22 protein-coding genes and 2 tRNA genes are annotated in these 26,041 nt (G+C 71.2%); 4 read left to right on the plus strand and 20 right to left on the minus strand.

The annotated features are described in order from the left end of the window. The 5 genes from ACFY0U_RS02485 to leuS form a co-directional block, all read right to left on the minus strand. The gene (locus ACFY0U_RS02485) at positions 1-2,667 is read right to left on the minus strand and encodes a ComEC/Rec2 family competence protein (RefSeq protein ID WP_388629025.1); all 2,667 of its coding nucleotides are present in this window, start codon (positions 2,665-2,667) and stop codon (positions 1-3) included. After that, positions 2,664-3,710 carry a helix-hairpin-helix domain-containing protein gene (locus tag ACFY0U_RS02490; RefSeq protein ID WP_388629028.1) on the minus strand — a complete coding sequence of 349 codons (1,047 nt, stop codon included), beginning with the start codon at positions 3,708-3,710 and terminating at the stop codon, positions 2,664-2,666. The genes ACFY0U_RS02485 and ACFY0U_RS02490 overlap by 4 nt, the downstream gene beginning before the upstream one ends. 130 nt (positions 3,711-3,840) lie before the next feature. Further along, on the minus strand, positions 3,841-4,686 hold the full coding sequence (locus tag ACFY0U_RS02495) for a DegV family protein (RefSeq protein WP_388629031.1): 846 nt from the start codon (positions 4,684-4,686) through the stop codon (positions 3,841-3,843). Between the two features lie 72 nt (positions 4,687-4,758). Then, positions 4,759-5,490, minus strand: a complete 732-nt coding sequence (locus ACFY0U_RS02500; protein WP_388629033.1) for a hypothetical protein — start codon at positions 5,488-5,490, stop codon at positions 4,759-4,761. Between the two features lie 210 nt (positions 5,491-5,700). Continuing rightward, positions 5,701-8,574 (minus strand): leucine--tRNA ligase, encoded by a 2,874-nt coding sequence (leuS, locus tag ACFY0U_RS02505; protein WP_388629036.1) that lies wholly within the window; start codon positions 8,572-8,574, stop codon positions 5,701-5,703. 449 nt (positions 8,575-9,023) lie between these two features. On the opposite strand from leuS, the gene ACFY0U_RS02510 reads away from it, so the two are divergent. Continuing rightward, on the plus strand, positions 9,024-10,307 hold the full coding sequence (locus ACFY0U_RS02510) for a cytochrome b/b6 domain-containing protein (protein WP_388629039.1): 1,284 nt from the start codon (positions 9,024-9,026) through the stop codon (positions 10,305-10,307). Next, complete coding sequence (locus tag ACFY0U_RS02515; RefSeq protein WP_388629042.1) at positions 10,304-11,917, plus strand: NADH-ubiquinone oxidoreductase-F iron-sulfur binding region domain-containing protein; 1,614 nt, start codon at positions 10,304-10,306, stop codon at positions 11,915-11,917. The genes ACFY0U_RS02510 and ACFY0U_RS02515 overlap by 4 nt, the downstream gene beginning before the upstream one ends. 129 nt (positions 11,918-12,046) lie before the next feature. Here the strand turns inward: ACFY0U_RS02515 and ACFY0U_RS02520 are convergent. From ACFY0U_RS02520 to ACFY0U_RS02530, 3 genes are all read right to left on the minus strand, one after another. After that, positions 12,047-12,119, minus strand: a tRNA-Ala gene (locus ACFY0U_RS02520). A 102-nt stretch (positions 12,120-12,221) separates the two neighbouring features. Further along, on the minus strand, positions 12,222-12,455 hold the full coding sequence (locus tag ACFY0U_RS02525; RefSeq protein WP_003976229.1) for a hypothetical protein: 234 nt from the start codon (positions 12,453-12,455) through the stop codon (positions 12,222-12,224). 246 nt (positions 12,456-12,701) lie between these two features. Then, a complete protein-coding gene (locus ACFY0U_RS02530; protein ID WP_388630404.1) occupies positions 12,702-14,060 on the minus strand; it encodes an MFS transporter in 1,359 nt (452 codons plus the stop codon). 214 nt (positions 14,061-14,274) lie between these two features. Between ACFY0U_RS02530 and ACFY0U_RS02535 the strand changes: the two genes are divergently transcribed. Then, entirely contained in the window at positions 14,275-15,123 is an 849-nt protein-coding gene (locus tag ACFY0U_RS02535) for a helix-turn-helix transcriptional regulator (RefSeq protein ID WP_388629045.1), read from the plus strand. Positions 15,124-15,141: 18 nt separating this feature from the next. Here ACFY0U_RS02535 and ACFY0U_RS02540 read toward each other — a convergent pair. The 7 genes from ACFY0U_RS02540 to ACFY0U_RS02570 form a co-directional block, all read right to left on the minus strand. Beyond that, a tRNA-Ala gene (locus ACFY0U_RS02540) sits at positions 15,142-15,214 on the minus strand. 75 nt (positions 15,215-15,289) lie between these two features. After that, entirely contained in the window at positions 15,290-15,961 is a 672-nt protein-coding gene (locus ACFY0U_RS02545; RefSeq protein ID WP_388629048.1) for a histidine phosphatase family protein, read from the minus strand. Beyond that, positions 15,958-16,404: a ribosome silencing factor gene (rsfS, locus tag ACFY0U_RS02550; protein ID WP_388629051.1), complete on the minus strand. Its 447-nt coding sequence runs from the start codon at positions 16,402-16,404 to the stop codon at positions 15,958-15,960. The genes ACFY0U_RS02545 and rsfS overlap by 4 nt, the downstream gene beginning before the upstream one ends. Positions 16,405-16,480: 76 nt before the next feature. Beyond that, positions 16,481-18,259, minus strand: a complete 1,779-nt coding sequence (locus ACFY0U_RS02555) for a LytR C-terminal domain-containing protein (protein ID WP_388629054.1) — start codon at positions 18,257-18,259, stop codon at positions 16,481-16,483. Positions 18,260-18,275: 16 nt separating this feature from the next. Beyond that, positions 18,276-18,914, minus strand: coding sequence for a nicotinate-nucleotide adenylyltransferase (gene nadD, locus ACFY0U_RS02560; protein ID WP_046259936.1), 639 nt, complete (start codon positions 18,912-18,914; stop codon positions 18,276-18,278). A 79-nt stretch (positions 18,915-18,993) separates the two neighbouring features. Continuing rightward, a complete protein-coding gene (locus tag ACFY0U_RS02565) occupies positions 18,994-19,158 on the minus strand; it encodes a hypothetical protein (protein WP_266456681.1) in 165 nt (54 codons plus the stop codon). Positions 19,159-19,300: 142 nt separating this feature from the next. Further along, positions 19,301-19,462, minus strand: a complete 162-nt coding sequence (locus tag ACFY0U_RS02570) for a hypothetical protein (protein WP_388629057.1) — start codon at positions 19,460-19,462, stop codon at positions 19,301-19,303. Positions 19,463-19,586: 124 nt separating this feature from the next. Between ACFY0U_RS02570 and ACFY0U_RS02575 the strand changes: the two genes are divergently transcribed. Next, on the plus strand, positions 19,587-20,687 hold the full coding sequence (locus tag ACFY0U_RS02575; protein ID WP_388629059.1) for a M48 family metallopeptidase: 1,101 nt from the start codon (positions 19,587-19,589) through the stop codon (positions 20,685-20,687). A gap of 122 nt (positions 20,688-20,809) precedes the next feature. Here ACFY0U_RS02575 and ACFY0U_RS02580 read toward each other — a convergent pair whose 3' ends face one another. The 5 genes from ACFY0U_RS02580 to proB form a co-directional block, all read right to left on the minus strand. After that, entirely contained in the window at positions 20,810-21,886 is a 1,077-nt protein-coding gene (locus tag ACFY0U_RS02580) for a hypothetical protein (RefSeq protein WP_388629062.1), read from the minus strand. 100 nt (positions 21,887-21,986) lie between these two features. Then, positions 21,987-22,592 (minus strand): hypothetical protein, encoded by a 606-nt coding sequence (locus ACFY0U_RS02585; RefSeq protein WP_388629065.1) that lies wholly within the window; start codon positions 22,590-22,592, stop codon positions 21,987-21,989. A gap of 125 nt (positions 22,593-22,717) precedes the next feature. Further along, positions 22,718-24,004: a glutamate-5-semialdehyde dehydrogenase gene (locus ACFY0U_RS02590; RefSeq protein ID WP_388629068.1), complete on the minus strand. Its 1,287-nt coding sequence runs from the start codon at positions 24,002-24,004 to the stop codon at positions 22,718-22,720. Between the two features lie 150 nt (positions 24,005-24,154). After that, entirely contained in the window at positions 24,155-24,613 is a 459-nt protein-coding gene (locus tag ACFY0U_RS02595) for a hypothetical protein (RefSeq protein ID WP_388630407.1), read from the minus strand. Positions 24,614-24,792: 179 nt separating this feature from the next. After that, positions 24,793-25,899: a glutamate 5-kinase gene (proB, locus tag ACFY0U_RS02600; protein WP_388630410.1), complete on the minus strand. Its 1,107-nt coding sequence runs from the start codon at positions 25,897-25,899 to the stop codon at positions 24,793-24,795. Between the last annotated feature and the right edge of the window lie 142 nt (positions 25,900-26,041).

The raw sequence follows: 26,041 nt of genomic DNA on the forward strand, positions 1-26,041 counted from the left end.
TCAGTCTCCCGCCACCCGCAGTGACTCACCCGTTCCCAGGACGGCCAGCGCCCCGTCCTCGTCCGTCCGCAGCACCATCGCCCCCTGGTCCCGCAGTGCCGCGACCGTGCCGGGAGCCGGATGTCCGTAGGTGTTGTCCCTGCCCACCGAGATGAGCGCCAGCCGCGGAGCCGCCCTGCGTATCAGTTCCGGATCCTGGTAGGCCGAGCCGTGATGGGCGACCTTGAGCACATCCACGCCGCCCAGCAGCGCGCCCGCCGGAGATCCCAACAGCGCTCGCTGGGCCGGGGGTTCGAGATCGCCGAGCAGCAGGAACCGCAGCCCGCCCGACCGCACGAGCAGAGCGACACTGGCGTCGTTCGGCCCTTCCGGTTCCATGGACGCAACCGGACCTCCCGCAACCCCCGCGCCCGGCGGCGGCCACACCACCTCCCAGGCCAGCGCCCCGGTGCGCCGCCGCTCCCCCGCCACGGCGCGGGTGAGCGGAATCCGATGCCGCGCCGCCTGCCGCCGTACGAACTCCACCTGGTCCACCGGCTCCTCGAACCCGGTCGTCTCGATCGCTCCCACACTCCGCCCGCGCAGCACGCCGGGCAGGCCCGCCACATGGTCGGCGTGGAAGTGGGTCAGCACGACCAGCGGGATCCTGGTGACACCGAGGGTGCGCAGACACCGGTCGACGAGCGTGGGATCGGGCCCCGCGTCCACCACCACCCCGGTACCGTCACCCGCCGCGAGCACGGTCGCGTCCCCCTGTCCCACATCGCACATCACGAACCGCCAGCCGGGCGGCGGCCACCCCGTGATCACCCGTGCCAGCGGCGGCGGCTGCACCACCACCAGCAGGAGCAGCGCTCCGCAGACCCCGCACCACCCGGGATGCCGCAACAGCCGCCGCCCGGCCGTCACCACGGCCACGGTGACCAGGGCGAGCAGCGCCGCCCCGGTCCAACCGCCGGGCCAGTCCACCCCGGCGCCGGGCAGGGACGCCCCGGTGCGGGCGACGTCCGCGATCCACTCCGCGGGCCAACTCGCGCACCAGGCCAGCGCCTTGGCCACCGGCATCGCCAGGGGTGCCGTCGCCAGCGCGGCGAAGCCCAGCACCGTGGCCGGCGCCACGGCGAACTCCACGAGCAGATTGCACGGCACCGCCACCAGGCTCACTCTCGCCGACAGCACCGCGACGACCGGCGCGCACAGAGCCTGCGCGGCGCCCGCGGCGGCCAGTGCCTCGGCCAGCCGCGGCGGCACCCGCCGCCGTCGCAGGGCCGCGCTCCAGCGGGGCGCGACTGTGAGCAGGGCCCCGGTGGCCAGCACGGACAGCAGGAATCCATAGCTCCGGGCCAGCCACGGGTCGTACAGCACCAGCAGCAGGACGGCCGTCGCCAACGCCGGGATCAGTGACCTGCGGCGCCCGGTCGCCAGGGCGAGCAGGACCACGGTTCCGCAGGCCGCGGCCCGCAGCACACTCGGGTCCGGTCGGCACACGACGACGAAGGCGAGCGTGAGCCCCCCGCCGAGCAGCGCCGTCGTCCGCAGGGGGATGCCGAGCCTGGGGGCGAGCCCCCGGCGCTCGACGCGCTGGGCCAGTCCGGGCGGCCCGATGAGCAGGGCCAGGATGATCGTGAGGTTGCTCCCGGAGACAGCGAGCGTGTGCGCGAGGTCGGTCTCCTTGAACGCCTCGTCCAGGTCGGGCGTGATCCGCGAGGTGTCCCCGACGACCAGCCCCGGCAGCAGCGCCCGCGCATCCCCCGACAGCCCGTCGGTGGCCTCCCGCAGCCCGCCCCGCAACCGCCCGGCGAACCGCTGCACCCCCGACGGCCCCGCGACAACCTCCGGCGCCCCCTGCCCCCGCACCCGCACCAGGGCCGCGACCTTGTCCCCACCCACCATCACCGGCGCCAGCCGCGCGGAAACCCGAAACCGCGCGGAGGGCAGCAACCGCAGCCAGGGCGATGAATCGACCCCACCGACCAAGGCCCCTCCACCACCGGCTGCCCCACCGACCAAGGAACCCCCACCACGCGCTGCGCCGCCGGCAAAGGCACCCCCACCCGTCGCCCCGCCCCCAGCAAGACGCACGCCGGCCCCTCCGCCCGCACTCCTCCCGAACCCCGTCACATCGACCATCACCAGCACCGGTGCCCGCGTATCCACCGCCGCCCCGCCCGCCGTCTCCACCCGCCGCACCTCACCCTTGATCAGCACGGAAGTCGGCGCCAGACGGTCCCCCTTGACCCGGGGCCGGGTGAGCCGGGGATCGGCGGTGACCTCGATCTCGGCGGTCACCGTCGCGTACTCCCGCGCCAGCGCCGGCACCGGCCCACGCCGCAGATCGGCTCCGTGCAGCCCGGCCGAGACGGCGGCCGCGGCGACGCAGAGCAGCACGGCGGCGACAGCGACCCGCGGCGCCGCACGGCGTCGCGTCAGCAACAGCACACCCGCTGCCACCAGGCACACGACGGCAACGCCGGTGACCCACTCGGGCGCCGCGTCCAGCACCAGCGCCGCCGTCGCCCAGGCGGCGAGCGCGGGCGGCACGAGTCGCAGGTCGGCCGGCCCTTCCTGGCGGGGGTTGGCGTCCCCGAGCCGTTTGCCGGAGGCGGCGTGCACGGCTCGGCGGGGCTGGGGAACCACCGGTACCGGAGCCTCGGGTACGTGACTCATGGCCGTACGAGATTCCGCAGATCGGCGAAGCGGCGTTCCCCGATGCCATTGACCTCGCGCAGCTCGTCCACCGAGCGGAAGCCGCCGTGCTGGGTGCGGTAGTCGACGATGTGCTGGGCCAGGACCGGGCCGACCCCCGGCAGGGTGTCCAACTGGTCCACCGTGGCCGTGTTGAGGGAGACCGGAGCCACGGGTCCCGCCCCCGGTACGGAACCGGCGGAGCCGACCGCACCACCCGAGCCGACGCCGGGCACGGCAGGAACGCCGACCACGACCTGCTCACCGTCCACGAGGAAGCGAGCACGGTTCAGCCCTTCGGTGTCCGTACCGGGCCGCACCCCACCGGCCGCACGCAGCGCGTCGGCGACCCGCGAGCCTGCGGGAAGCCGGTGCACCCCGGGCTCACGGACCTTGCCGCTGACGTCCACCACGATCTCGGCCACCGGCGAGCCCACCGCATCCGGCGCCCCGGCCGAAGCACCGGGACCGGCCTGCGCACTCCGCTCCGCGAAAGGCGCGGCCACGACCTCGGGCGCCCGCACGGTCTGCGTCCGCCCGGTCCAGAAGTGCTGTACGGCGAAGCCCGCGGCGACGACGAGCACCACCGCCAGCGCGACCACACTCCGCCGCTCCAGACCGCACCTGGTCTGCAACCACACCGGCATCCGCTCCCGAAGAGCGAGCCCGGCCCGCACCCGCCAGTCCGGCGCCGGAGGAACATCAGCCCGGCCGGCCGGTGCCCGACCGAAGTCCTCGCCGACCTCGTCCGCCTCCGGCCCGGCGGTCGCGCGGGGCTCATCAAGGTCCGATCCCACGTCCGCCGCGACCTCGTCGACGCCCGGCGGCCCCATCCCCGCCTCCCGCCGCTCCCCGACGCGATCGGCGAACATGACCTCCGCACGCCGACGGAGTTCCTCGGCCGACGCGTACCGGTGCCGGCCCCCCGACCGCCGGTGGTGATGGCGGTTGCGGACGTCGGAGGCGGGCCCACGGCCCGGCCCACTGGTCGGAGTCGCTGTGCGTGAACGTGATCGAAGTGCCATGCGACGAGGATCGGGCACCCGGCCCGCCCGCGATGATCTTGCTCAATTCCCGGGGACAGCACCCCAGTTGTGGAAAACTCCGCCACTCACACGAGTGACAATCACCCACCCACGGCCCTCCAGGACCGTGTCACCGCGGCGAAACCACAGCCCCCAGCAACCCCGGCCCCGTATGCGCCCCGATCACCGCACCGACCTCGCTCACATGCAGATCCGCCAGCCCCGGCACCCGAGCCCGCAGCCGGTCCGCCAGTGCCGACGCCCGGTCGGGGGCGGCGAGATGGTGGACGGCGATGTCGACCTGCGCGCTGCCCGCCCGCTCGGCCACGATCTCTTCGAGGCGGGCGATCGCCTTCGACGCGGTGCGCACCTTCTCCAGCGGTTCGATCCGGCCGCCCTCCAGCTGGAGCAGCGGCTTGACCGCGAGCGCGGAGCCGAACAGCGCCTGTGCGGCACCGATCCGACCGCCGCGGCGCAGATAGTCGAGGGTGTCGACGTAGAAGTAGGCGGAGGTCCCGGCGGCCCGTTTCTCCGCGGCGGTGACGGCCTCGTCCACCGTGCCGCCCGCCTCGGCCACCTCCGCCGCCGCGAGCGCGCAGAAGCCGAGCGCCATGGCGATCATCCCGGTGTCCACGACCCGTACCGGCACCGGCGCCTCGCGCGCCGCGAGGACCGCCGCGTCGTAGGTGCCGGAGAGCTCGGCGGACAGGTGCAGGGAGACGATGCCGGTCGCGCCGGACTCCGCGACCCTGCGGTAGGTCTCCGCGAAGAGCTGGGGGCTGGGGCGCGAGGTGGTGACAGGGCGTCGCTTCTGGAGTGCCTGTGCCAGGGAACGGGTCGAGATCTCGGTGCCCTCTTCGAGGGCCTGGTCGCCGAGGACGACGGTCAGGGGCACCGCGGTGATGCCGTGGCGCTCCATCGTCCGCTGCGGCAGGTAGGCCGTTGAATCGGTGACGATCGCGACATGGCGGGACATGAGCTGGAGGTTACCTGCCGTAGCGCCACGGCGGCAGCCCGACCCCTGTCACCTGGGGCAGCCTTGACCGGATCAAGTCGTGCTCTCGGGACGGGGCTCCTTCTGCCAGGGGTAGGTGGGGCGCTGTGCCGGCGGGGTGATGGCGGGCTGGGTCGGTGCGTCGGCGGTGCGTGACTTCGGTGTCTCCGGCCAGGTCTGCTGGGCCGTCGTGGCGTCGGCGACGGGTGCCTCGGGCCACGGGGGCGGGGACTGCGCGGGCTGGGTCGGCTCCGATGTCGTCCAGTGCCGCAGCGCGCCGGCCTCCATGTCGATCTGGGAGCTCAGCGAGTCCAGGTCGTCGTCCGCGAAGCGGCGGGCACGGTCCCGGGCCGCCCAGCGCAGTGAGTCCGCGGAGTGCGTGATCTGTTCGGTGCGCTCGCGCAGCCCCGGCAGCCGCTCAGTGAGTGTCGCCCGGTCCGGTTCGGACTCCAGGCGCCTGAGTTCGCCGTCCAGTTCGTGTCCGTGGGCGCTGAGCCGCTGGAAGAGGGCGAGGGATTCCTTGAGGGATTCGTCCTCGGCCACGCCCGCGTGCAGGGCGTCCTGGGTGGCGCGCATGGAGGTGCGCAGCTTCAGCCGGAGTTGGGCCAGTTCGCCCGCCGGGCCGGGCTGGGCGAAGGACTTGGCCCGCAGGGTGTGGTCCTCGACCGTGCGGCGGGCCTGGGTGATGGTGCGGTCCACGCCCCGCTTGGCGGCGCCGACCACCTTCACCGTGGCGTAGACACCGAGCACCAGGAAGAGCACGAAAAGCAGAGCGACTACCGCCATCAGTGCCTCCACGATGCTCCTCCTCCGACCGGGCGCGACGTGCCGCGCCGCTCTTCAACGGTAAACGCAACGGGCAGGCGCGGAGTTCCGGAAGAACCCCGAACCTGCCCGCACGGAACCCCTAGGGGGCACCGACACCGGCACCGGCACCAGCACTGGCGCCGGCACCGATACCGGCACCAGCACCAATACCGGCCCCCGCCCCGCGTCTCACGCCGGAACGATGTTCACCAGCTTCGGCGCCCGCACGATCACCTTGCGGATCCCCGCCCCGTCCAGCGCCGCCACGACCTTGTCGTCGGCCAGCGCCACCTTCTCCAGCTCCTCGTCGGAGATGGCCGGCGACACCTCCAGCCGCGCCTTGACCTTGCCCTTGATCTGCACGACGCAGGTCACGGTCTCGTCCACGACGTACGCCGGATCGGCGACCGGGAAGTCCTGGTGGACGACCGAGTCCGTGTGGCCCAGCTTGCGCCACAGCTCCTCGGCGATGTGCGGGGCCAGCGGCGCGATCAGCAGCACCAGCGACTCGGCGACCGAGCGGGGCACCGCGCCGCCCGCCTTGGTCAGGTGGTTGTTCAGCTCGGTGACCTTGGCGATGGCGGTGTTGAACCGCATGCCCTCCAGGTCCTGCCGTACCCCGTCGATGGCCTTGTGCAGGGCGCGCAGGGTGTCCTCGTCGGCCTCGGCGTCGACCACCGTCACCGCACCGGTGCTCTCGTCGACGACGTTGCGCCACAGCCGCTGCAGCAGCCGGAACTGGCCGACCACCGCGCGCGTGTCCCACGGCCGGGAGACGTCCAGCGGGCCCATCGCCATCTCGTACAGGCGCAGGGTGTCGGCGCCGTACTCCTCGCAGATCTCGTCCGGAGTGACCGCGTTCTTCAGGGACTTGCCCATCTTGCCCAGCAGCCGGGAGACCTTCTCGCCCTGGTAGTAGTACGCGCCGTCGCGCTCCTCCACCTCAGCGGCCGGTACGGCGATGCCGCGCGCGTCCCGGTAGACGAAGGCCTGGATCATGCCCTGGTTGAACAGCTTGTGGAACGGCTCCACGGAGGAGACGTGCCCCAGGTCGAACAGCACCTTGGACCAGAAGCGCGCGTACAGCAGGTGCAGCACAGCGTGCTCGGCGCCGCCGACGTACAGGTCGACACCGCCGTGCGGCTGGCCCTCGCGCGGGCCCATCCAGTACTGCTCGATCTCCGGGTCGACCAGCTGCTCGCTGTTGTGCGGGTCCAGATAGCGCAGCTCGTACCAGCAGGAGCCGGCCCAGTTGGGCATGGTGTTGGTCTCGCGGCGGTACGGACGCGGGCCGCGTCCGTCACCCAGGTCCAGGGTGACGTTCACCCAGTCCTCGTTGCGCGACAGCGGCGTCTCGGGGGAGGTGTCCGCGTCGTCCGGGTCGAAGGTGCGCGGCGAGTAGTCCTCGACCTCGGGCAGCTCCAGCGGCAGCATCGACTCGGGCAGCGAGTGGGCGATGCCGTCCTCGTCGTAGACGATCGGGAAGGGCTCGCCCCAGTAGCGCTGCCGGCTGAACAGCCAGTCGCGCAGCCGGAAGTTGACGGTGCCCTCGCCGATCCCCTTGCGCTCCAGCCACTCGGTGATGCGCGCCTTGGCCTCGACGACGCCCAGGCCGTCCAGGGAGACGCCCGCACCGCTGGAGTTGATGATCTTCGCGTCGTAGGACGCGAAGGCGTCCTCCCACGTGGAGGTGTCGGTGCCGCGGCCGTCCGTCGGCTCGACGATGCAGTGGATCGGCAGCTCGAAGGCGCGCGCGAACTCGAAGTCGCGCTGGTCGCCCGCCGGGACGGCCATGATCGCGCCGGTGCCGTAGCCCATCAGGACGTAGTCGGCGATGAAGACGGGGATCTGCTCGCCGTTGACCGGGTTGGTGGCGTACGAGCCGATGAAGACGCCGGTCTTGTCCTTGGCCTCGGCCTGGCGCTCCACGTCGGACTTGGAGGCGGCCTGCGCGCGGTACGCGGCGACGGCCTCGGCCGGGGTGGCGTGACCGCCGGTCCACACGTCGTGGGTGCCCTCGGGCCATTCCTGCGGCGTGAACTTCTCGACCAGCGGGTGCTCGGGCGCCAGCACCATGTAGGTGGCGCCGAACAGGGTGTCCGGGCGGGTGGTGAAGACGGTGATGTTCTCGCCGTCGATGGGGAAGTCGACGCGGGCGCCCTCGGAGCGGCCGATCCAGTTGCGCTGCTGCAGCTTGATGGCCTCGGGCCAGTCCAGCGCGTCCAGGTCGTCCAGCAGCCGGTCGGCGTAGGCGGTGATGCGCATGTTCCACTGGCGCAGCTTGGCCTTGAAGACGGGGAAGTTGCCGCGCTCGGAGCGGCCGTCGGCGGTGACCTCCTCGTTGGCCAACACGGTGCCCAGGCCGGGACACCAGTTGACCGGCGCGTCGGAGGCGTACGCCAGGCGGTACTCGCCCAGGACGTCGGCGCGCTCGGCGGCGGTCAGCTCGTGCCACGCGCGCGTATGCCCCGGTACGGCACGCTCACCGGTCTCGAACTGGGCGATCAGCTCGGAGATCGGGCGGGCCTTCTTCGCCTCGTCGTCGTACCAGGAGTTGAAGATCTGCAGGAAGATCCACTGGGTCCACTTGTAGTACTCCGGGTCGATCGTGGCGAACGACCGGCGCTTGTCGTGGCCCAGGCCCAGCCGGCGCAGCTGGACCTTCATGTTCTCGATGTTGGCCTCGGTGGAGACACGCGGGTGCGTGCCGGTCTGCACGGCGTACTGCTCGGCGGGCAGGCCGAAGGCGTCGAAGCCCAGGGTGTGCAGGACGTTGTGGCCGGTCATGCGCTGGAACCGGGCGAAGACGTCGGTCGCGATGTAGCCCAGGGGGTGGCCGACGTGCAGACCCGCACCGGAGGGGTACGGGAACATGTCCATGATGAACTTCTTCGGCTTGGCGACCAGCTCCGGGTCGCCGGCCAGGTCACCCTTGGGGTTCGGCGCGGCGTACGTGCCCTCGACGTCCCAGAAGTCCTGCCAGCGTGCCTCGATCTCGGCCGCCACGGCGGCCGTGTAGCGGTGCGGCGCTGCCACCTCGGCAGCGGGGTTCGTCTCGCTCATGATCCTTAAGCTCCATCGATCGTCTCTGCCGGCGGCTGCCTCGTTCGGGAAACGAAAAATCCCCTCGCACAGGAGGGGACGCCGCGCCGATGCCGACTCACCCGGTTCGCCCGGTGGTCGGGACTGATCAGCGCGGCCCGCTAAGCAGAAGGCGTACGGCACGCATGGCGTCAGAGTACCGCAGCCGTTGAGCAAGCCGCGACGCGCTTACGTATGCCTCTTCGGCACCGGGTGCCGTTCGCTCCAACCCCGCAGAGCACTCCAACATCACCCGACAAGAACTGAACAAGAGTCAAAAGTTACTTCGCGTAACGACTACTAAGGGACATCACAACAACCGCATAGTCCTTTGGTAACAACGCAATAACTCAAACCTCGTACCGATCGGTATGGCTCCACTTAGAGTGCGGCAGCGGGACCGCTTACCCGAACTGCTCGGAGTTGCCCCCATGAACCCTCGTCGTAGTAACAGCTCGCTTCCCAAGGCCGGTCGCTCGGCCTATGGGATCGCGTCGGCTGTCGCCCTGCTCTTCATACCCGTGTTCGTCCTGGTCGGAGGTGAGCGAGTCCGCGACTTCCTGAACTTCGGAGCGGGCGTGCTGTCCCTCGTCTGCCTCAGCTGCTCGGTGATATGGGGCCTGGTCGCCCAGGACCGGGTCTTCCTCAACCCGAAACAGCGGATCATCGGCCAGGCCGTGCACCGGACGACAGCGGTCGGCTCGATCGCGTTCCTGCTGCTGCACATCACCACGAAGGTCGCCCTGGACCACACCACCCTGATCTCCGCGATCATCCCGTTCTCGCTCGGCGTCACCGGAAGCGCCGGCCTGATCGGCCTCGGCTCGCTGGCCGGCCTGCTGATGATCTTCGTGGGCATCACCGGCGCCCTGCGCAACCAGTTCGCCTCCCCGGCCCCGGTCGCCGCCCGCTGGCGCGCCATGCACATGCTGGCCTACCCGGCCTGGTGCTTCGCCCTGGTCCACGGCCTGTACTCGGGCCGCGAGGCCAAGCCGATCTTCGTGATCCTCTACAGCCTCTCGCTGGCCGCCGTCATCGCCGCCCTCGCCCTGCGCGCGGCGCCCCGCCCGATCAAGCGCAAGGTCGCCGACCGGATCCAGGCCGTCCTGGGCGCCGAGGACCGGTTCGGCCGCGAGGAGCTGGACGCGAGTCGCGCCAGGAACGCGGAGTCGGCGTCCGCACTGCCCGGCTACGAGAACACGCGCGCGAGGCAGTCCCGTACACCGTCGTACGAGGCCCCCGCGCCGCCCGCCCCGGAGCCCACGAACGGCTTCGCGGCCGCCTACCGCGCCGTCACCCCGACCCCGCGCATCCCCTCCCAGCCGACGTATGGCGCCGACCAGACCGCCCGCATGGACCTGCCGATGGACATGCAGCCCACGGAGGCGATCCCGCGCTACGACACCGGCGGCAGCACCTCGGGCAGCTGGCCGATCCCCTCGCCCCCGCCGGTCGGCGAGGCTCCCCCGTCGGCCTACGACCCGCTTCAGGACACCGGATACAACATCCCGACCTACCGCAATACGGACACGTCCGGATACGGCACGAGTGATGTGTACAACACCGGTGAGTCGAACAACTCGTCCGGCGCGTACTACCCGAACGACACGTACAACAGCGGTCCCGCCACTGATCCATCGCCCGGTGATTCGTATGACTTCGACACACCGGGCTCGGGCGAACCTTGGAACATGCCTTCCGGAGGCTATAGGTGAACGAGGCCCTGCCCGACGTCCCAGAAGTCCGCGTGGTCGGCCTTCCCCAGCTCACGTCGGGCTTCGACCTTGTCGAGAGACTTGATCTGCCCATGCACCTGAAGGTGCACGGGCCGCTCGAACCCCTGGGCGGCGAGCAACTCGCGAAGCTCGCCGAGAACATCAACCTGAAGGGCCGCGGCGGCGCGGGCTTCCCCTTCCACAAGAAGCTGCGCTCGGTCGCCGAGGCGGCCATCAAGCGCGGTGTGCGCCCGGTCGTCGTCGTCAACGGCAGCGAGGACGAACCGGCCTGCCGCAAGGACACGGTGCTCATCAACCGTGCCCCGCACCTCATCCTGGACGGCGCCCTGCTGGTCGCCGAAGCCCTGGGCGCCCGCACGCTCGTGGTGGGGGTCACCCGGGAGTCCACCCAGCGGTCCATGGAGGCCGCGCTCGCCGAACGCGGCCTCAGCAACGGCCGTCGCTCGGCTCTACGCGCGCGCGTGCAGCGCAATCCCGTCCGTATGGTCACCGGAGCGGCAGCGTCGCTGATCCGTTCCATCGACGGCGGCCCGGCGATCCCGCCCGGCCGCAAGGTCAGCGCCTCGCAGAACGGCGTCGGCGGCGCACCGACGCTCCTCTCGAACGCCGAGACCTTCGCCCAGCTGGCGATCGCCGCCCGCATCGGCCCGGAGCGCTACGGCAACACCGGCCTGTACGACGAGCCGGGCACCGTCATGCTCACGGTCTCCGGCGCGGTCGCCCGCCCCATGGTGATCGAGGCGCCCACCGGCGTGCCGCTGCGCTACATCCTTCAGCTCGCCGGCGCCCCGCCGGTCCCGCAGGGCGTACTCACCGGCGGCTACCACGGCAAGTGGATCGACGCCGCGACGGTCAACGAGGCGGTCGTCTCCCGCAACTCCCTGGACGCGGTGGGCGGCGCGCTCGGCGCGGGCGCGATCCTGCCGATCAGTCAGGAGACCTGCCCGCTGGGCGAGTCACTGATGGTGGCGAAGTGGCTGGCCGAGGAGAGCGCCGGCCAGTGCGGTCCCTGCTACCTCGGTCTGCCGGCCGCCGCGCGCGGCATGGAGGACATCCTCAACGGCGGCGGCCCGGCCGCCCTGGAGGCGCTCAAGCAGGTCGCCAAGAACGTGAAGCGGCGCGGCGCGTGCTCGCACCCCGACGGCTCCGCGATGTTCCTGGAATCGACCATCAAGGCGTTCACCGACGACCTCGCGGCGCATGTCCTCGGCAATGGTTGCGGACGGCCCGTGGAGGGCGTTCTGCCGCTCTTCGAGGGCGGTATGACACCCGCGGGCCTCCCGGGTGGCACCGAGTCCGAGGAGAACGGCCCCAGCCGTCAGAAGATCTACGTCGACTGGACGCTGTGCCGGGGCCACGGCCTGTGCGCCGACATCCTCCCGGAGGTCTTCGAACTCGGCGCCGACGGCTTCCCCACCGTCGCCCAGGCCCAGGTGCCTCGGTACGCCGAGGCGAAGGCGCTCCGCGCGGTCCGCCGCTGCCCCGCCCTCGCCCTGCGCCTGGAGGAGGCGGCCCCGCGCGACAACGGCACGTCCCGCAACCTCCCGGTCCTCTCCCAGGGCCGCGGCCGCCGCGCACTGGGGCGCTGAGCCGACGTCACGAAGGGGCCGCCCGATCCGGACGGCCCCTTCCTCGTGAGCGGAGTGCGCGTGCGGGACAACTGCCCCTGGAAACGCAAGAATCCCGCCGGATCAAGATGATCCGGCGGGATCTTTCTGTGGAGCTAAGGAGAATTGAACTCCTGACCTCCTGCATGCCATGCAGGCGCTCTACCAACTGAGCTATAGCCCCTTGCGGTGTCCCCTGGGGTTTCCCCCGGCGGCGACGCCAACATTACACGGTCCCCCGGGTGGAACACCAAATCGTTTCCGTGAGGCCCGCCCCCGACGGGCCTCACGCAGTGACGAACGAATAGAACCGTTTGAGCGTGCAGTGCTCCTCCAGGAGCCGGCCGTAGATCGGCTCGCCCTCGAGTTCGCGGTACGTCTCGATCGGGTCGCCTTTTATGATCAGCGCCCGCGCGCACTCCTCGCACCAGTACTGGTAGTCGGGATTGACCGGCTCCATGTCCCGCACGATCGGCGTCCCGCTGCCGCACCAATCACACTTTCGCCTGTGTGCACCCATCGATCAGCTCCAGCTGTGGCCGCAGGCCGTGCACACGTAGGAAATCCCGCCGTTGTCACCAAGGACCTGGGCGACATGGAGGGAACCGCAGGAAGGGCAGGTGAGCCGGGTGACCGTATCCCGTGTCGACGCTGCTTCAAGGAGGTGGCCGACCTCCTTGAGGATGCTCGCAGGCATCACTGCTCCCTCCCGTCGGGCCGCGCCCCCTTCCGGCCGTTTGATTCTGCCACGGCCGGACCAATACGGTCAGCGACGCCTCAGTACCAGTCCGGACACGGCGCCCACCGCCGCCGTCCCGGCCAGCGCGAACATGCACGCCGAGAGCGCCTCCGCAGAGGTATACGCCTCGAAAGCCCCGAGTGACTCAAGCCGGTCCAAGAACAGTGTGCCGAACGCGGCGACTCCGGTCAGCTGACCGAGCTGGGTGACGGTGGCGAGCAGCCCGCTGGCGTCCGCCGCGTCCTCGGGTCGCACCGTGGCCAGCGCCCGGGTCAGCGTGGGACTGAAGGCCAGCGCGAGCCCGACACCCACGCCGGCGTACGCGGCGTACACCCCCACTCCCCCGTCACCGCCGCCCTCGAGTGCCAGACCGACCCCGGCCACGGACAGCGCGGTCAGCAGGAACCCGGCCGGGGTCAGCGCGCGCTGCCAGGCCGCGGGCCACCTCCGCCAGGTCAGTCCGACCAGGCCGAAGACGACCGCGGTCGGCGCGAAGGTCAGACCGGCGCGCAGGGCGCTGTAGCCGAGACCGCCCTGGACATGCAGCGTGAGGACGAACAGGAAGCCGCCGTTGACCGCCATGACGGCCATGATCCGCAGCACGGCCAGGCCCATGCCCGGGTGCCGCAGCACCCTCGGCGCGATCAGCGGATCGCCGCCGCGCCGGGCGAGCCGGGACTCGTAGGCGCAGAACACCGTGAACAGCACAGCGGCGGCGGCCAGCGACAGCCACGACCACAGCGGCCAGTCCTCCTCCTGCCCCAGCACCAGCGGCACCGTGAACAGCGACACGGCCGCGCCGAGCAGGACCAGGCCCGGCAGGTCCAGTCCGCGCCGCCGCCCGCCGCCGTGGTCGCGCGGCAGGACACGGCGCCCGAGGATCAGGAGTACGACGCCCACGGGCACGTTCACCAGGAACACCGGCCGCCAGCCGGTGCCGAACAGGTCGGCGCTGACCAGGACTCCGCCGAGTATCTGTCCGGCGACGGCGCCGACGGCGAGGACCGCCGAGTACGCGCCCAGCGCCTTCACCCGGGCCTCGCCGACGAAGTTCCGCTGGATGAGGCTGAGCACCTGCGGGATCATCACCGCCGAGCCGATGCCCTGGACCAGCCGGAAGGCGATCAGTTCCGTGGCGCCCTGCGCCAGCCCGCAGGCGAGCGAGGCGGCGGTGAACAGGGCCATCCCGACGAGATGGACCCGGCCGTGGCCGTACCGGTCGCCGAGGCGGGCACCGGTGATCAGCAACACGGAGTAGGTGATGGTGTATCCGGCGACCACCAGCTGCAACTCGGCGCCCGAGGCGTGGAGTTCGGAACCGATGGTGGGAGCCGCGACGTTCACGATGAAGACGTCGAGCAGGGCCATGAAGGTGGCGGCGAGCACGATCGCGAGCAGGGGCCGGGGCCCGTTGTCAGTGCCGGGTGTTTCACTGATCGCAGGACTTGGACCGGGTGCGACACCCGCTCCGGGACGGGGTGTTGTCGTCATGCGGTCGAGCGTGACGGCACTGCGGTACGGGTGCCGAGAGCCCGTCGATGCTGGTACTGACAGCACCTGGCAGGGGACGGGCCGGGCGTCGAGGATGGGGGATGTGACGATGGGGACGACACAGCGCCGCCGACCCGAGCTGGCCGCGTTTCTGCGCACCAGGCGCGCCCGGGTGACGCCGGCGGACGTGGGGATGCCGCCGGGATTACGACGCCGTACGCCGGGACTGCGCCGCGAGGAGGTCGCCCAGCTCTCGGGGGTGGGGATCACCTGGTACACATGGCTGGAGCAGGGCCGCCCGATCAACGCCTCCGCACAGGTCCTGGACGCCGTGGCGCGCACCCTGCGGCTCGATCCGCCCGAGCGGGAGCATCTGTACCACCTGGCCGAAGTGCCGTACTCCTCCGCGCCGGAGGCCGTCGCGCAGACCGTGGGCTCGGAGGTCCAGGGCATCATCGACGCCCTCGAACCGCGCCCGGCGGTCGTCTACAACTCCCGGTTCGACATCCTGGCCGCCAACGAGGTCTACCGCGCCTTGTTCTCCGTACCGCTGGTCCAGCCCAGCGGCCGCCCGCCGAACGCGCTGTGGGGGCTGTTCACGGCGCCGGACGAGCACTGCCCGCTGATGTTCCGGGAGACCGAGCTGCCGGTGATGGTGGCGACCCTGCGCGCGGCCTACGGGCTGCATGCCGGCGAGCCGGTCTGGGAGGAGTTCATACGCAAGCTGTCCGCGGCGAGCCCGCTGTTCTCCCGGCTGTGGGAGAGCGGCGACGTGGCCGAGCCCGGACGGCGTGTGAAGGGCTTCAGGCATCCGGCGGTGGGCGAGCTGCGGATGACGTCGCTGTCGCTGTCGATCCATGGGATGCCGGAGTGCCGGATCGTCGTCTACACCCCGGACGACGAGGAGACGGAGCGGCGCACGGCCCTCTTGCGGGAAAGGAAAGATCCCGCCCTGTGAGGACGGGATCTTCATCTGTGGAGCTAAGGAGAATTGAACTCCTGACCTCCTGCATGCCATGCAGGCGCTCTACCAACTGAGCTATAGCCCCTTGCTTAGTTCTTCCCGCTCGGCGGGGCGAACAAGAAGAACTTTAGCCTGCGACCTGCCGGAAAGTGAAATCCGCTCAGTCGTCGTCGCCGAGCACCGGTTCCGGCAGCGTGCCGGCGTTGTGCTCGAGGAGACGCCAGCCTCGGGCGCCCTCTCCGAGGACGGACCAGCAGCAGTTGGAGAGGCCGCCGAGGCTCTCCCAGTGCTGGGCCTCCAGGCCGAGGAGCCGGCCGATGGTGGTGCGGATCGTGCCGCCGTGGCTGACGACGACGAGCGTGCCGTTGTCGGGGAGCTTGTCGGCGTGCCGGGTCACCACGGGGGCGGCGCGGTCGGCGACCTCGCTCTCCAGCTCGCCGCCGCCGCGGCGGACCGGCTCACCGCGCTTCCACGCGGCGTACTCCTCGCCGTGCGCGGCGATGATCTCCTCGTGCGTCAGCCCCTGCCAGACGCCCGCGTAGGTCTCGCGCAGGCCCTCGTCGTGGGTGACGTCGAGGCCGGTGAGCGCGGCGAGCTCGGCGGCCGTGTTCGCGGCCCGCCTGAGGTCCGAGGCGACGATCGCGTCGGGCCTCAGGGAGGCGAGCAGCCGGGCGGCCCGGCGGGCCTGGGCCACGCCGGTCTCGGTGAGCTCGACGTCCGTGGTGCCCTGGAAGCGGCGCTCCACGTTCCAGGCGGTCTGGCCGTGCCGCCACAGAATGACGCGGCGGCCCCGGCCGGGCCGGCCTGCCGTCACCTCACCGGTGGCGCTCACCGCCAGTCACCACCGAGGTCCTCGGCGTCCTCGGCGGCCTGTAGCTTGGCGTGCTCCTCGGCCTTGCCGCGGGTGGCCTTGGCGTCCTCGGGCAGGTCGAGCTCGGGGCAGTCCTTCCACAGCCGCTCCAGGGCGTAGAAGACGCGCTCCTCGCTGTGCTGGACGTGGACGACGATGTCGACGTAGTCGAGCAGCACCCAGCGGGCCTCGCGGTCGCCCTCGCGGCGTACCGGCTTGGCGCCGAGCTCCTTCTGGAGCCGCTCCTCGATCTCGTCGACGATCGACTTGACCTGGCGGTCGTTGGGCGCGGAGGCCAGCAGGAAGGCGTCCGTGATGGACAGTACGTCGCTGACGTCGTAGGCGATGATGTCGTGCGCGAGCTTGTCGGCGGCCGCCTGTGCGGCGGTCTGGATGAGCTCGATGGAGCGGTCAGTGGCGGTCACTACACGGCTTTCGGTCGGCGGTCACTTGACACCAAGGGTCTCACGGACCGCCGAGGGCACCCCATTCGTTTAAGGATCATGTCGACGAGGGCTCGTAGTCCTGGCCGAGGATCACGGAGACGTTGGCGTTCGAGGAGGCCTTGCCCTTGGTGACGGCGCTGGTGGGCAGGCCCAGGGTCTTGGCGACCTCGGTGGCGTTCTCCTTGTCGGCGGCGTCGGTGTAGACGACCTTGGACGCGGTCTGGGCGGCGGACGCGGTGCCGCCCTCCAGGAAGGTGAAGCCGCCGTTGAGGAGCACGATGCGGGCCTTCTCGGTGTTGCCCTTGACGCCGCTGGCGTTCTGGACGGAGACGCGGACAGCGGCGTCCTTGTCGGGGCTCTTCGCGGTGCCGCCGAGGACGTCCTTGACCACGCTGTCGCTGGCCTGGGCGCTGAGGGTGCCGTCGGTCTGGACGGGCAGCAGGGCGGTCCTGTAGTCGCCGCCCTTGGCGAGGTCGGCGAGCTTGGCGAGGAAGGTGCCGAGGTCCTTGTCGGTGAGCGAGGGGTCGAGGATCTGCGCCAGCGTCTGGACGGTGACGGTGGCGCCCTGCGCGTCGGAGGACACCTTGCGCAGCACGCCCTGCATGACCTGCCCGAACCGCTCCAGCTGGGCGTTCTGGGCCTCGCCGGAGGCGCGGTAGGTGGCGTAGGCGACGGCCGCCTTGCCGCCGAGGGTGCGGTCCTTGCCCTTGCTCACCAGGGGCGCGGTGCCCTTCTTGCCGTCCGGGTCGGGCACATCGGCGTTGGCGTCGAGCTCGATGTTGCCGACGATGTCGACGAGGTTCTGGAGGTAAGGGGTGTCCAGGCGCCAGGTGCCCTGGATCTCGGTGCCGAGGACCGTGTCGATGGCCTCGCGGGTGCCGGAGGAGCCGTCGTCCTCGACGGACTTGGCGAGGGTGGTCGTGGAGCCGTCGTCGTCGGCCACGGCGAGGGAGTTGGGGAGCAGGACCGTCGTGCCCTGCTCGGTGGTGGTGTTGTCGACGAGCAGCGCCGTGGAGGTGCCGCCCTTCTTGGTGTTGTGCAGGTGGACGACGATCACGTCGCGGTTCTGGGCGGCCGCGGACGTGGCCGTGCCCGTCTTGGAGTCGGAGGAGGACAGGCCGGGCAGCTTCCCGGCGTACCAGAGGTAGCCGACGCCGCCGACCGCGGTCAGCGCCAGGACGACGACGAGGGCGACGAGGCGGCCGCGGGCACGGCGCTTGGCCTCCTCGCGCCGCTCGGTGCGGTTCTCGGTGAAGTTCAGCCAGTCGATGACGTCCTCGGAGTCGGTGTCCGGCTCCTCGACGAAGGCGAACTGCCCCGTCTCGTAGTCCCGTTCGGGCCGTGCGCCGCCGACGGGACCTTCGGTCTCCTCGGCCGGGCCGGCCTGCTGCGGGATGTAGGCGGTCTGCTCGGCGACCCGGGGCTGCTGCCCGCTCGCGGCGGCGCGGCCGTAGGGGTCGTACGACGTCCCGGGCGCCCCTTGTGCCCCTCCGTGCCCGTACGGGTCGTAGGGCGGTGGCACGGGGGCCTGCCGGCCGGTGTCGTACGGGTCGTAGGACGGCGCGGGGTGCTGGCTGCCCGTGTCGTACGGCGGGACGGGGTGCCCGGTGCCGGTGCCGTAGGACTGCCCGGGGTACTGCCCCGTCTGCTGTCCGCCCGCCGCGTACGGGTCGTAGCCGTAGCCCTGCTGCTGCGCGTACGGGTCGTACTGCTGCTGTTGCGGCTGCTGCCGGGCGGACGGCTGGTAGACGGGCCGGCCGTACTCGTCGTAGCCGACGAGCTCGTAGCGGTCGTCGTGGTCGCCGCCGTGTCCCGCGTCGTATCGGTCGTTCACCGGTGCCCCTCTCGGCTCACTCGCCGCGGTACAGCTCGCGCTTGTCGATGTAGCGCACGACTCCGTCCGGCACCATGTACCAGATGGGGTCTCCCTTGGCGACTCTCGCACGGCAGTCCGTCGAGGAGATGGCGAGCGCGGGAACCTCCACGAGCGAGACACCGCCCTCCGGGAGTCCCGCGTCCGTGAGGTGGTGGCCGGGGCGGGTGACCCCGATGAAGTGCGCCAGGGAGAACAGCTCCTCGGTGTCGCGCCAGGTCAGCAGCTGGGCGAGGGCGTCGGCGCCGGTGATGAAGAAGAGGTCCGTGTCCGGGTTGAGCGCGCGCAGGTCGCGCAGGGTGTCCACGGTGTAGGTGGGGCCACCGCGGTCGAGGTCGATCCGGCTCACCGAGAACTGCGGGTTCTCGGCGGTGGCGATGACCGTCATCAGATAGCGGTCCTCGGCCGGCGAGACGCTGCGGTGGCTCTTCTGCCACGGCTGTCCGGTCGGCACGAACACCACCTCGTCCAGGTGGAACTGCGCGGCGACCTCACTGGCCGCCACGAGGTGCCCGTGGTGGATCGGGTCGAACGTTCCGCCCATGACGCCGAGACGGCGCTTGCCGGGGTTCGACGGGGCGTTGCCCGGGCCGGTAGGCATGTCCTGCTCTCCCATGCGTGCAGACCCTACCGGCCCGTCCTGAGGACACCGGCCGCAGGAGGCCCGAAGTGCCCCGCTATGGGCACCGGGTGCCTCAGCGGTCGCGGTTGAAGCGGGTGGTGATCCACAGCAGGAGCATCAGGATGACGAACGCGCCGCCACCGGTGAGAAGAGGGCTGAGGCTCTCGTGGTTGCCGCCGTGCTCCTCGCCCTCGGCGGCAAGGGTGACCAACTGGGCAGCGGCGCTGTGGAAGCTCATCTTCGGCAGTACCTATCCGGTGAGGGCGGGATAAAGACGTCGGCCCATCGTAAGCGGGCGGCTCGGCGCCGATCACGCCGACTCCGCCGTTGGGGCGCCGGGTTGCCGTCACGGGCCGCCGCGAGGGAACTTCCGGGCTCTCTCAGTCGTCCTTCTGCCTGTAGCCACGCAGCAGGAACCACGCGGTCAGCGCACAGCCCACCAGCATCACGACCAGTACCACCCGGAGCAGGTTTCCCGCCCCTTGCTGCTCGGCTGCGCCCGCGGCTGTGGCGAGCCAGGCGGACGCGGGGTTGTGCTCCATGACGGGACTCCTTCGCTGTACTGCCCGTCCACCGTATCTCCGCCTAGGCTGGGCTCTGCTTCGGGGGCGCAAAGGACCGCACAAGGGTCCGCAAAGGGCCACTCACACGCACATGGGGGAAGACATGTCCGAAGACGGCCACGAGCAGAACGGGCACGAGAACGTACCGAGCAGGCAGCGCAGGCGCTTCCCCGGAATCTCCTCGCGTGCGTACGAGCACCCTGCCGACCGCTCCGCCCTGGTGGCGCTGCGGAAGCTGAGCGGGTTCGACACGGTCTTCAAGGCGCTCAGCGGGCTGCTGCCCGAGCGTAGCCTGAGGCTGTTGTTCCTGTCCGACTCCGTGCGGGTGTCGGACCAGCAGTTCGCGTACCTCAACGACATGCTGCGGGACGCCTGTTACATCCTGGACCTGGAGAAGGTCCCGCCGATGTACGTCAGCCAGGACCCGAAGCCGAACGCGATGTGCATCGGTCTGGACGAGCCGATCATCGTCGTCACCACCGGCCTCGTCGACCTGCTCGACGAGGAGGAGATGCGGGCGGTCGTCGGGCACGAGGTGGGGCACGCCCTGTCCGGCCACGCGGTCTACCGGACCATCCTGCTGTTCCTGACCAACCTCGCCATCCGGGTGGCGTGGATCCCGCTGGGCAGCCTCGCGATCATGGCGATCGTGACCGCGCTGCGCGAGTGGTTCCGCAAGTCGGAGCTGTCGGCGGACCGCGCGGGCCTCCTGGTCGGCCAGGACCTGCGGGCCTCCATGCGGGGTCTGATGAAGCTGGCGGGCGGCCACCATCTGCACGAGATGAACGTGGACGCGTTCCTGAAGCAGGCCGAGGAGTACGAGGCCGGAGGCGACCTGCGCGACTCCGTCCTGAAGATCCTGAACGTCCTGCCGCGCTCCCACCCCTTCACCACCGTGCGGGCGGCCGAGCTGAAGAAGTGGGCCGAGTCCCGCGACCACCAGCGGATCATGGACGGCCACTACCCGCGCCGCACCGAGGACAAGGACACCTCGGTCACCGACTCCTTCCGCGAGTCGGCGGCCAGCTACGCGACCAATGTGAAGTCCTCCAAGGACCCCCTGATGAAACTGGTCACCGACATCGCCGGCGGCGCGGGCGACCTGGGCGGCCGAGTCCGCCGAGGCTTCGGCGGCTTCACGACCACGACCCCGAGGGACGAGGAGCCCCCGAGCGACACGGACACGCCTCGCAGCGACAGCTAAGGGCACTGGACCCACCCAGGGGCGCGGGGCTGTATCAACTTGCGGCTACCGCCGCGTGGGCGCGAGCAACCACACACGGCCTGCACCCGCCGCACAACCGAACCCCTACGGCGGAACAGCGTTCAACCCTTCGGCTGCGCCCCGGCGGCCAGCGTCCCGCAAACCGCCGTAGCCCGATCCGTCGCGAACGGATCCGTCCCGGCCGGCCCGCCCGCCTTCGCGGTCTGGCCGGCCAGCAGCGGACTCAGCAGCTCCGCCACGTCGCTCCCACAGGACAGCGGCCCGGCCTGGACGTACGACACGGTCAGCTGGGCCTGGTGCAGCCGCACGTCGTTCTGGTCGAAGCGGAACCGCATCTCGCGCCGCACGGTGAACAGCGACGCCTCGGCCTTGGCACCGGCACCGGCGGGCCGCAGCGCGTACACGAAGGTGTGGTCCGCGGTGACCTCCAGGAACGTCGAGTCGGTCTCGGTGGCCCGCAGGGTCCCCTGCACCCGGATCCTGGGGTCGGCCAGCTCGACGGCCTTGGCATCGAAGCGAACCAGCCATCCGGTGACCGCGTGGCGCCCGTCGGCGGCCGGATGGCTCAGGCTCTCGTCGAACTGGAGGTGCTGGTCCGCCGGCAGCAGCACCCGCACGGGACGGGTCTGCCCGCCGGTGAGCACCTCCGGGTAGAGCGCGGAGCGGACGATGTACTCCTTGACCGTGTCGAGCGCGCTCAGCACCTGGGTCTCGGAGAAGTGCGAGGTGTCCCGGGCGGCGGGCATCGTGATCCCCGCGGCCCCGATACGGAACTGGGCGGCGGGGCTACGCGCGTACAGCTGCTCCGGGTCGACCGCACCGGGCACCTTGCCCTCGGGGGCGAGCGGGACGACGGTCGCCCGGAAGAGGCTCGCTTCGACGTCCCTGATCGCGGCGGGGCTCTCGTAGGGGTGCCGTACGCCCATGTAGATCGCCGTACCGAAGGCCAGGGCGATCAGCAGGACCAGGACGAGCGCCTGCCGGGACAGTCCTCGCTGGACCGGTGGACGGCGGCGGACGGCGGGCGCGTGGTCGGCCATGCGCTCCTGCGCGGAGAACTCCTGGAGCCGGGCAGCACGGACGAACGACTCGTCGAAGACGACGGATCGGTACTCGTCCTCTCCACCACCGGGGCCGCCCTCGGGTGCCCCCTCAGATGGGTTTCCAGGCCCTCCCATACCTTCAGAGTAGGTCTCCGGGAGCTCAGGTAAACGCCCTGCTGCGCGACAACTTCTGACAGGTTCTCACCAGGATCGTCAGCCGGTGGCCGGTAAGTGTTCAGGGCATCCGCGGGGTCGCCGAGATGGCCGGCTGGGAGTGGTCGGCGGAGGCCGAGGGGGCCGCCGCGGTGCCCTGTTCCAGACCGGTCGAGGCGGGGGCGGACGGGCCTTGGTCCCGGCTGTTGGAGGACGCGCCCCGGTAGACCGCGGTGAAGGCCAGCGCGACCATGCCGATGCCCATCACGAGGGCCAGCATCCAGGCGACGGGACGGTGCCAGCGGACCTGTTTGCCGTACGTCCCAGGGGCGCCGTACCGGCCCTCCAGGACATCGGTGTCGTCCAGCTCGTCGAGCTCGGGATCATGGCCGAAACGGTCGTGCCCGTCGGAGCCGTACCCGTCCTCGTAGCGATCGCCTCTGCCGTGGGCTCGGCGGGCCTCGGCCTCGGAGGCCTCCGCTCTCGCCTGCGCGGCGGCCAGGAGGCGTTCCACGGCGGTCGGCTCGTGCACCACGGCCGCGCGTACGAAGGCCTCGTCGAAGACCACGGAGGCGAACTCTTCGTCCGACACCCCGCGGTCGTGGTCGTCGTCGGGCTCCCAGCCGTCAGGGAACGGCGTGCCCCCCACGTCCTCCGGCACGGATCCAGAGTAGACCTGGGGGGTCAATTTGGGCAGACGGTATGGAAATTCATCCGCCTTGTGAGACACCTCTCGTGCGGCACGGGCGCGCACCGGGAGCGCGTGCCCCACGCATATGCGCGACCCACGCACCCGAGCGCCGCAGGCGAGCGTCAGCGCCGCACGTGCCCGTCGCCCGTGACGATGTACTTCGTGCTCGTCAGCTCCGGCAGCCCCATCGGGCCGCGCGCGTGCAGCTTCTGCGTGGAGATGCCGATCTCGGCGCCGAAGCCGAACTGGCCGCCGTCGGTGAAGCGGGTGGAGGCGTTCACGGCGACGGTCGTGGAGTCGACCAGCTGGGTGAAGCGGCGGGCGGCCTGCTGGGAGGTGGTCACGATGGCCTCGGTGTGGCCGGAGGTCCACAGCCGGATGTGCTCGACGGCCTTGTCGAGGGAGTCGACGACGGCCGCGGCGATGTCGTAGGAGAGGTACTCCGTCTCCCAGTCCTCCGCCGTGGCCTCGACCACGGTCGCCTTGGAGTCCTTGGCGTACGCCAGCACCCGGTCGTCGGCGTGCACCGTCACGCCGGCCTCCGCGAGGGCGTCCAGGGCGCGGGGCAGGAACTCGGGGGCGATGTCCTGGTGGACGAGGAGCGTCTCGGCGGAGTTGCAGACACTGGGCCGCTGCGCCTTGGAGTTGATCAGGATGTCGATCGCCATGTCGAGGTCGGCCTGCGCGTCGACGTAGACATGGCAGTTGCCGGTGCCGGTCTCGATGACGGGGACGGCCGACTCGGTGACGACGGTCCGGATCAGCGAGGCACCGCCGCGCGGGATGAGCACGTCGACCAGGCCGCGGGCGCGCATCAGCTCGCGCACGCTCTCACGGCTCTCGCCGGGCACCAACTGGACGGCGTCGGCGGGCAGTCCGGCCCCGCCCACGGCGTCGCGCAGCACCCGCACGAGGGCGGTGTTGGACTCGTACGCCGAGGCCGAGCCGCGCAGCAGGACGGCGTTTCCGGACTTGAGGCACAGCGCCGCCGCGTCCACCGTCACGTTCGGCCGGGCCTCGTAGATGATGCCGACGACGCCGAGCGGGACGCGGACCTGGCGCAGGTCGATGCCGTTGGGGAGGGTGGAGCCGCGGACGACCTCGCCGACGGGGTCGGGCAGGGCGACGACGTCCCGCACGTCCGAGGCGATGGCGCGGACCCGTTCCGGGGTCAGGGTCAGCCGGTCGATGACGGTCTCGCTGGTGCCGGCCTCGCGGGCCTTGGCGATGTCCTTGGCGTTGGCCTCGACGATCTCGCTCGTACGGACCTCCAGCGCGTCCGCGATGGCGAGCAGCGCGTCGTCCTTCTCGGCCCGCGGGAGCGGGGCGAGGTCGGCGGCGGCGGCCTTGGCGCGGTAGGCGGCCTGGGTGACCGGGGACATGGAGTCGTACGGCGAGAGCGTGGTCATAAAGGAAGGGTAGTGCGCCGTACGGGGGCGGCCACCGCTCATCCCAAACCGCGAGACAAGGCCCCTATGCGCCTAAACCGGTGCCGCTCTCGCGGTCGTGGTCGCTCGCCGTGGGGGTTTCGCAATCGATGGTCGCGGTTCCTGGTGGGATCAGAACGGGTGTACGCCTACCGGTGTCGCCGGCAGCGGGCCGTATCCCTCGGAGATGCGCTGGTGGTAGGTCTCGCGGTCGATGACCTCCAGGCCGACGATCTCCCAGGGCGGCAGCCCGGCGGTGAGGCGGTGCTCGCCCCACAGGCGCAGCGCGACGGCGGCCGCGTCGTGCAGGTCGCGGGCCTCCTCCCAGTAGCGGATCTCCGCGTGGTCGTTGGCATAGCGACTGGTCAGCAGAAAGGGATGGTCGTGGGCGAGCTGTTCCAGGCCGCGCCGCACTTCCTTCAGCGGGGCCTCCTTCCCGGAGACGCTGAGAGTCACGTGCCACAGGCGGGGCAGGTCCCGCGGCTCCTCGTACCGGTCGCCGGCCGCGACGCTCGTCAAGGCGCGCTCCTCACCGGCCGGCCGCGGCGAGGCCTCGGCGGCACCGCTGCGGGACCGGTCCCCAGGGCGCACTCGTCTCACGACGGCCTCCTTCACTCAGTGACCGACCCGGTGGTCGTGCGGAATGTGTCCCTGAGACAAAGTTGAGCAGGCCGCAAGGGTTCGTGTGGCACTTTTGCGGAACGTCCACCTGAGGGCGACTCCTCGGACAGGACGTTCACCCCGTTTTCGGCTACGAAGGGGCCTCGCGGTCAGGGCTGGAGGATCACCAGGTCGTCCCGGTGCACGACCTCGCGCTCGTACGCCGGACCCAGCTCGCGTGCCAGCTCCCGTGTCGAACGCCCGATCAGCTGGGGGATCTCCTTGGCGTCGAAGCTGACGAGCCCGCGGGCCACCGCGCGCCCCTCGCCGTCCCGCAGCTCGACGGGGTCACCGGCGTTGAACTCGCCCTCGACGGCGGCGATCCCGGCCGGCAGCAGCGACTTGCGGCGCTGGACGACCGCCCGGACCGCACCGTCGTCCAGGGTCAGCGAGCCCTGCGGGGTGGAGGCGTGCTGGAGCCACAGCAGCCGGTCGGCGGAGCGCTTGCCGGTGGGGTGGAAGTAGGTGCCGGTGTCGCCGCCGGACAGTGCCTCGGCCGCGTGCACCGCGCTGGTCAGCACCACGGGGATGCCGGCCGCGGCGGCGATCCGGGCGGCCTCGACCTTGGTGACCATCCCGCCGGTGCCGACGCCGGCCTTGCCGGTGCTGCCGATGTCGACGCCGGCCAGGTCCGCGGGCCCGCGCACCTGAGCTATCCGCGAGGTGCCCGGCTTGCCGGGGTCGCCGTCGTACACGCCGTCCACGTCGGACAGGAGCACCAGCAGGTCGGCGCGGACCAGATGGGCGACCAGCGCGGCGAGACGGTCGTTGTCGCCGAAGCGGATCTCGTCGGTGGCGACGGTGTCGTTCTCGTTGACGACCGGGAACGCACCCATCGCCAGGAGCTTGTCGAGGGTGGTGGAGGCGTTGCGGTGGTGGGAGCGGCGGCTCATGTCGTCGCTGGTGAGCAGGACCTGGCCGACACGGACGCCGTAACGGGCGAAGGAGGCGGTGTAGCGGGCCACGAGCAGGCCCTGGCCGACGCTGGCGGCGGCCTGCTGGCGGGCGAGGTCCTTGGGGCGGCGACGCAGTCCCAGCGGGGCCAGTCCGGCGGCGATGGCGCCGGAGGAGACGAGGACGACCTCCTTCTCCCCGCCGCTGCGGCTCTTGGCGAGAACATCGACGAGCGCGTCGACCCGGTCGGCGTCCAGCCCGCCCGACGCGGTGGTCAGCGACGAGGAACCCACCTTGACGACGATCCTGCGGGCCTCGCTCACGGCCGGCCTCACGCTTGCCACCTGCACTGTCCCCACTTCCTCGCGCGTGGCAGCAATCTACGCGAAGGGGCCCGCGCGAGACGTATCGGTCCAGCCCCCGGACACCCGGCATCTTCACCGGCTAGTACCACACAGGCCCATC

This window comes from Streptomyces sp. NPDC001536 (genome assembly GCF_042894505.1).
Classification (GTDB): Bacteria; Actinomycetota; Actinomycetes; order Streptomycetales; family Streptomycetaceae; genus Streptomyces.

What these genes read in the sequence shown, in the direction of transcription:
- ACFY0U_RS02485 (WP_388629025.1), bottom strand. Translation starts at nt 2,667, where the DNA reads ATGAGTCACGTACCCGAGGCTCCGGTACCGGTGGTTCCCCAGCCCCGC.
- ACFY0U_RS02490 (WP_388629028.1), bottom strand. Translation starts at nt 3,710, where the DNA reads ATGGCACTTCGATCACGTTCACGCACAGCGACTCCGACCAGTGGGCCG.
- ACFY0U_RS02495 (WP_388629031.1), bottom strand. Translation starts at nt 4,686, where the DNA reads ATGTCCCGCCATGTCGCGATCGTCACCGATTCAACGGCCTACCTGCCG.
- ACFY0U_RS02500 (WP_388629033.1), bottom strand. Translation starts at nt 5,490, where the DNA reads ATGGCGGTAGTCGCTCTGCTTTTCGTGCTCTTCCTGGTGCTCGGTGTC.
- leuS (WP_388629036.1), bottom strand. Translation starts at nt 8,574, where the DNA reads ATGAGCGAGACGAACCCCGCTGCCGAGGTGGCAGCGCCGCACCGCTAC.
- ACFY0U_RS02510 (WP_388629039.1), top strand. Translation starts at nt 9,024, where the DNA reads ATGAACCCTCGTCGTAGTAACAGCTCGCTTCCCAAGGCCGGTCGCTCG.
- ACFY0U_RS02525 (WP_003976229.1), bottom strand. Translation starts at nt 12,455, where the DNA reads ATGGGTGCACACAGGCGAAAGTGTGATTGGTGCGGCAGCGGGACGCCG.
- ACFY0U_RS02535 (WP_388629045.1), top strand. Translation starts at nt 14,275, where the DNA reads ATGGGGACGACACAGCGCCGCCGACCCGAGCTGGCCGCGTTTCTGCGC.
- nadD (WP_046259936.1), bottom strand. Translation starts at nt 18,914, where the DNA reads ATGGGAGAGCAGGACATGCCTACCGGCCCGGGCAACGCCCCGTCGAAC.
- ACFY0U_RS02565 (WP_266456681.1), bottom strand. Translation starts at nt 19,158, where the DNA reads ATGAGCTTCCACAGCGCCGCTGCCCAGTTGGTCACCCTTGCCGCCGAG.
- ACFY0U_RS02570 (WP_388629057.1), bottom strand. Translation starts at nt 19,462, where the DNA reads ATGGAGCACAACCCCGCGTCCGCCTGGCTCGCCACAGCCGCGGGCGCA.
- ACFY0U_RS02575 (WP_388629059.1), top strand. Translation starts at nt 19,587, where the DNA reads ATGTCCGAAGACGGCCACGAGCAGAACGGGCACGAGAACGTACCGAGC.
- ACFY0U_RS02580 (WP_388629062.1), bottom strand. Translation starts at nt 21,886, where the DNA reads ATGGGAGGGCCTGGAAACCCATCTGAGGGGGCACCCGAGGGCGGCCCC.
- ACFY0U_RS02590 (WP_388629068.1), bottom strand. Translation starts at nt 24,004, where the DNA reads ATGACCACGCTCTCGCCGTACGACTCCATGTCCCCGGTCACCCAGGCC.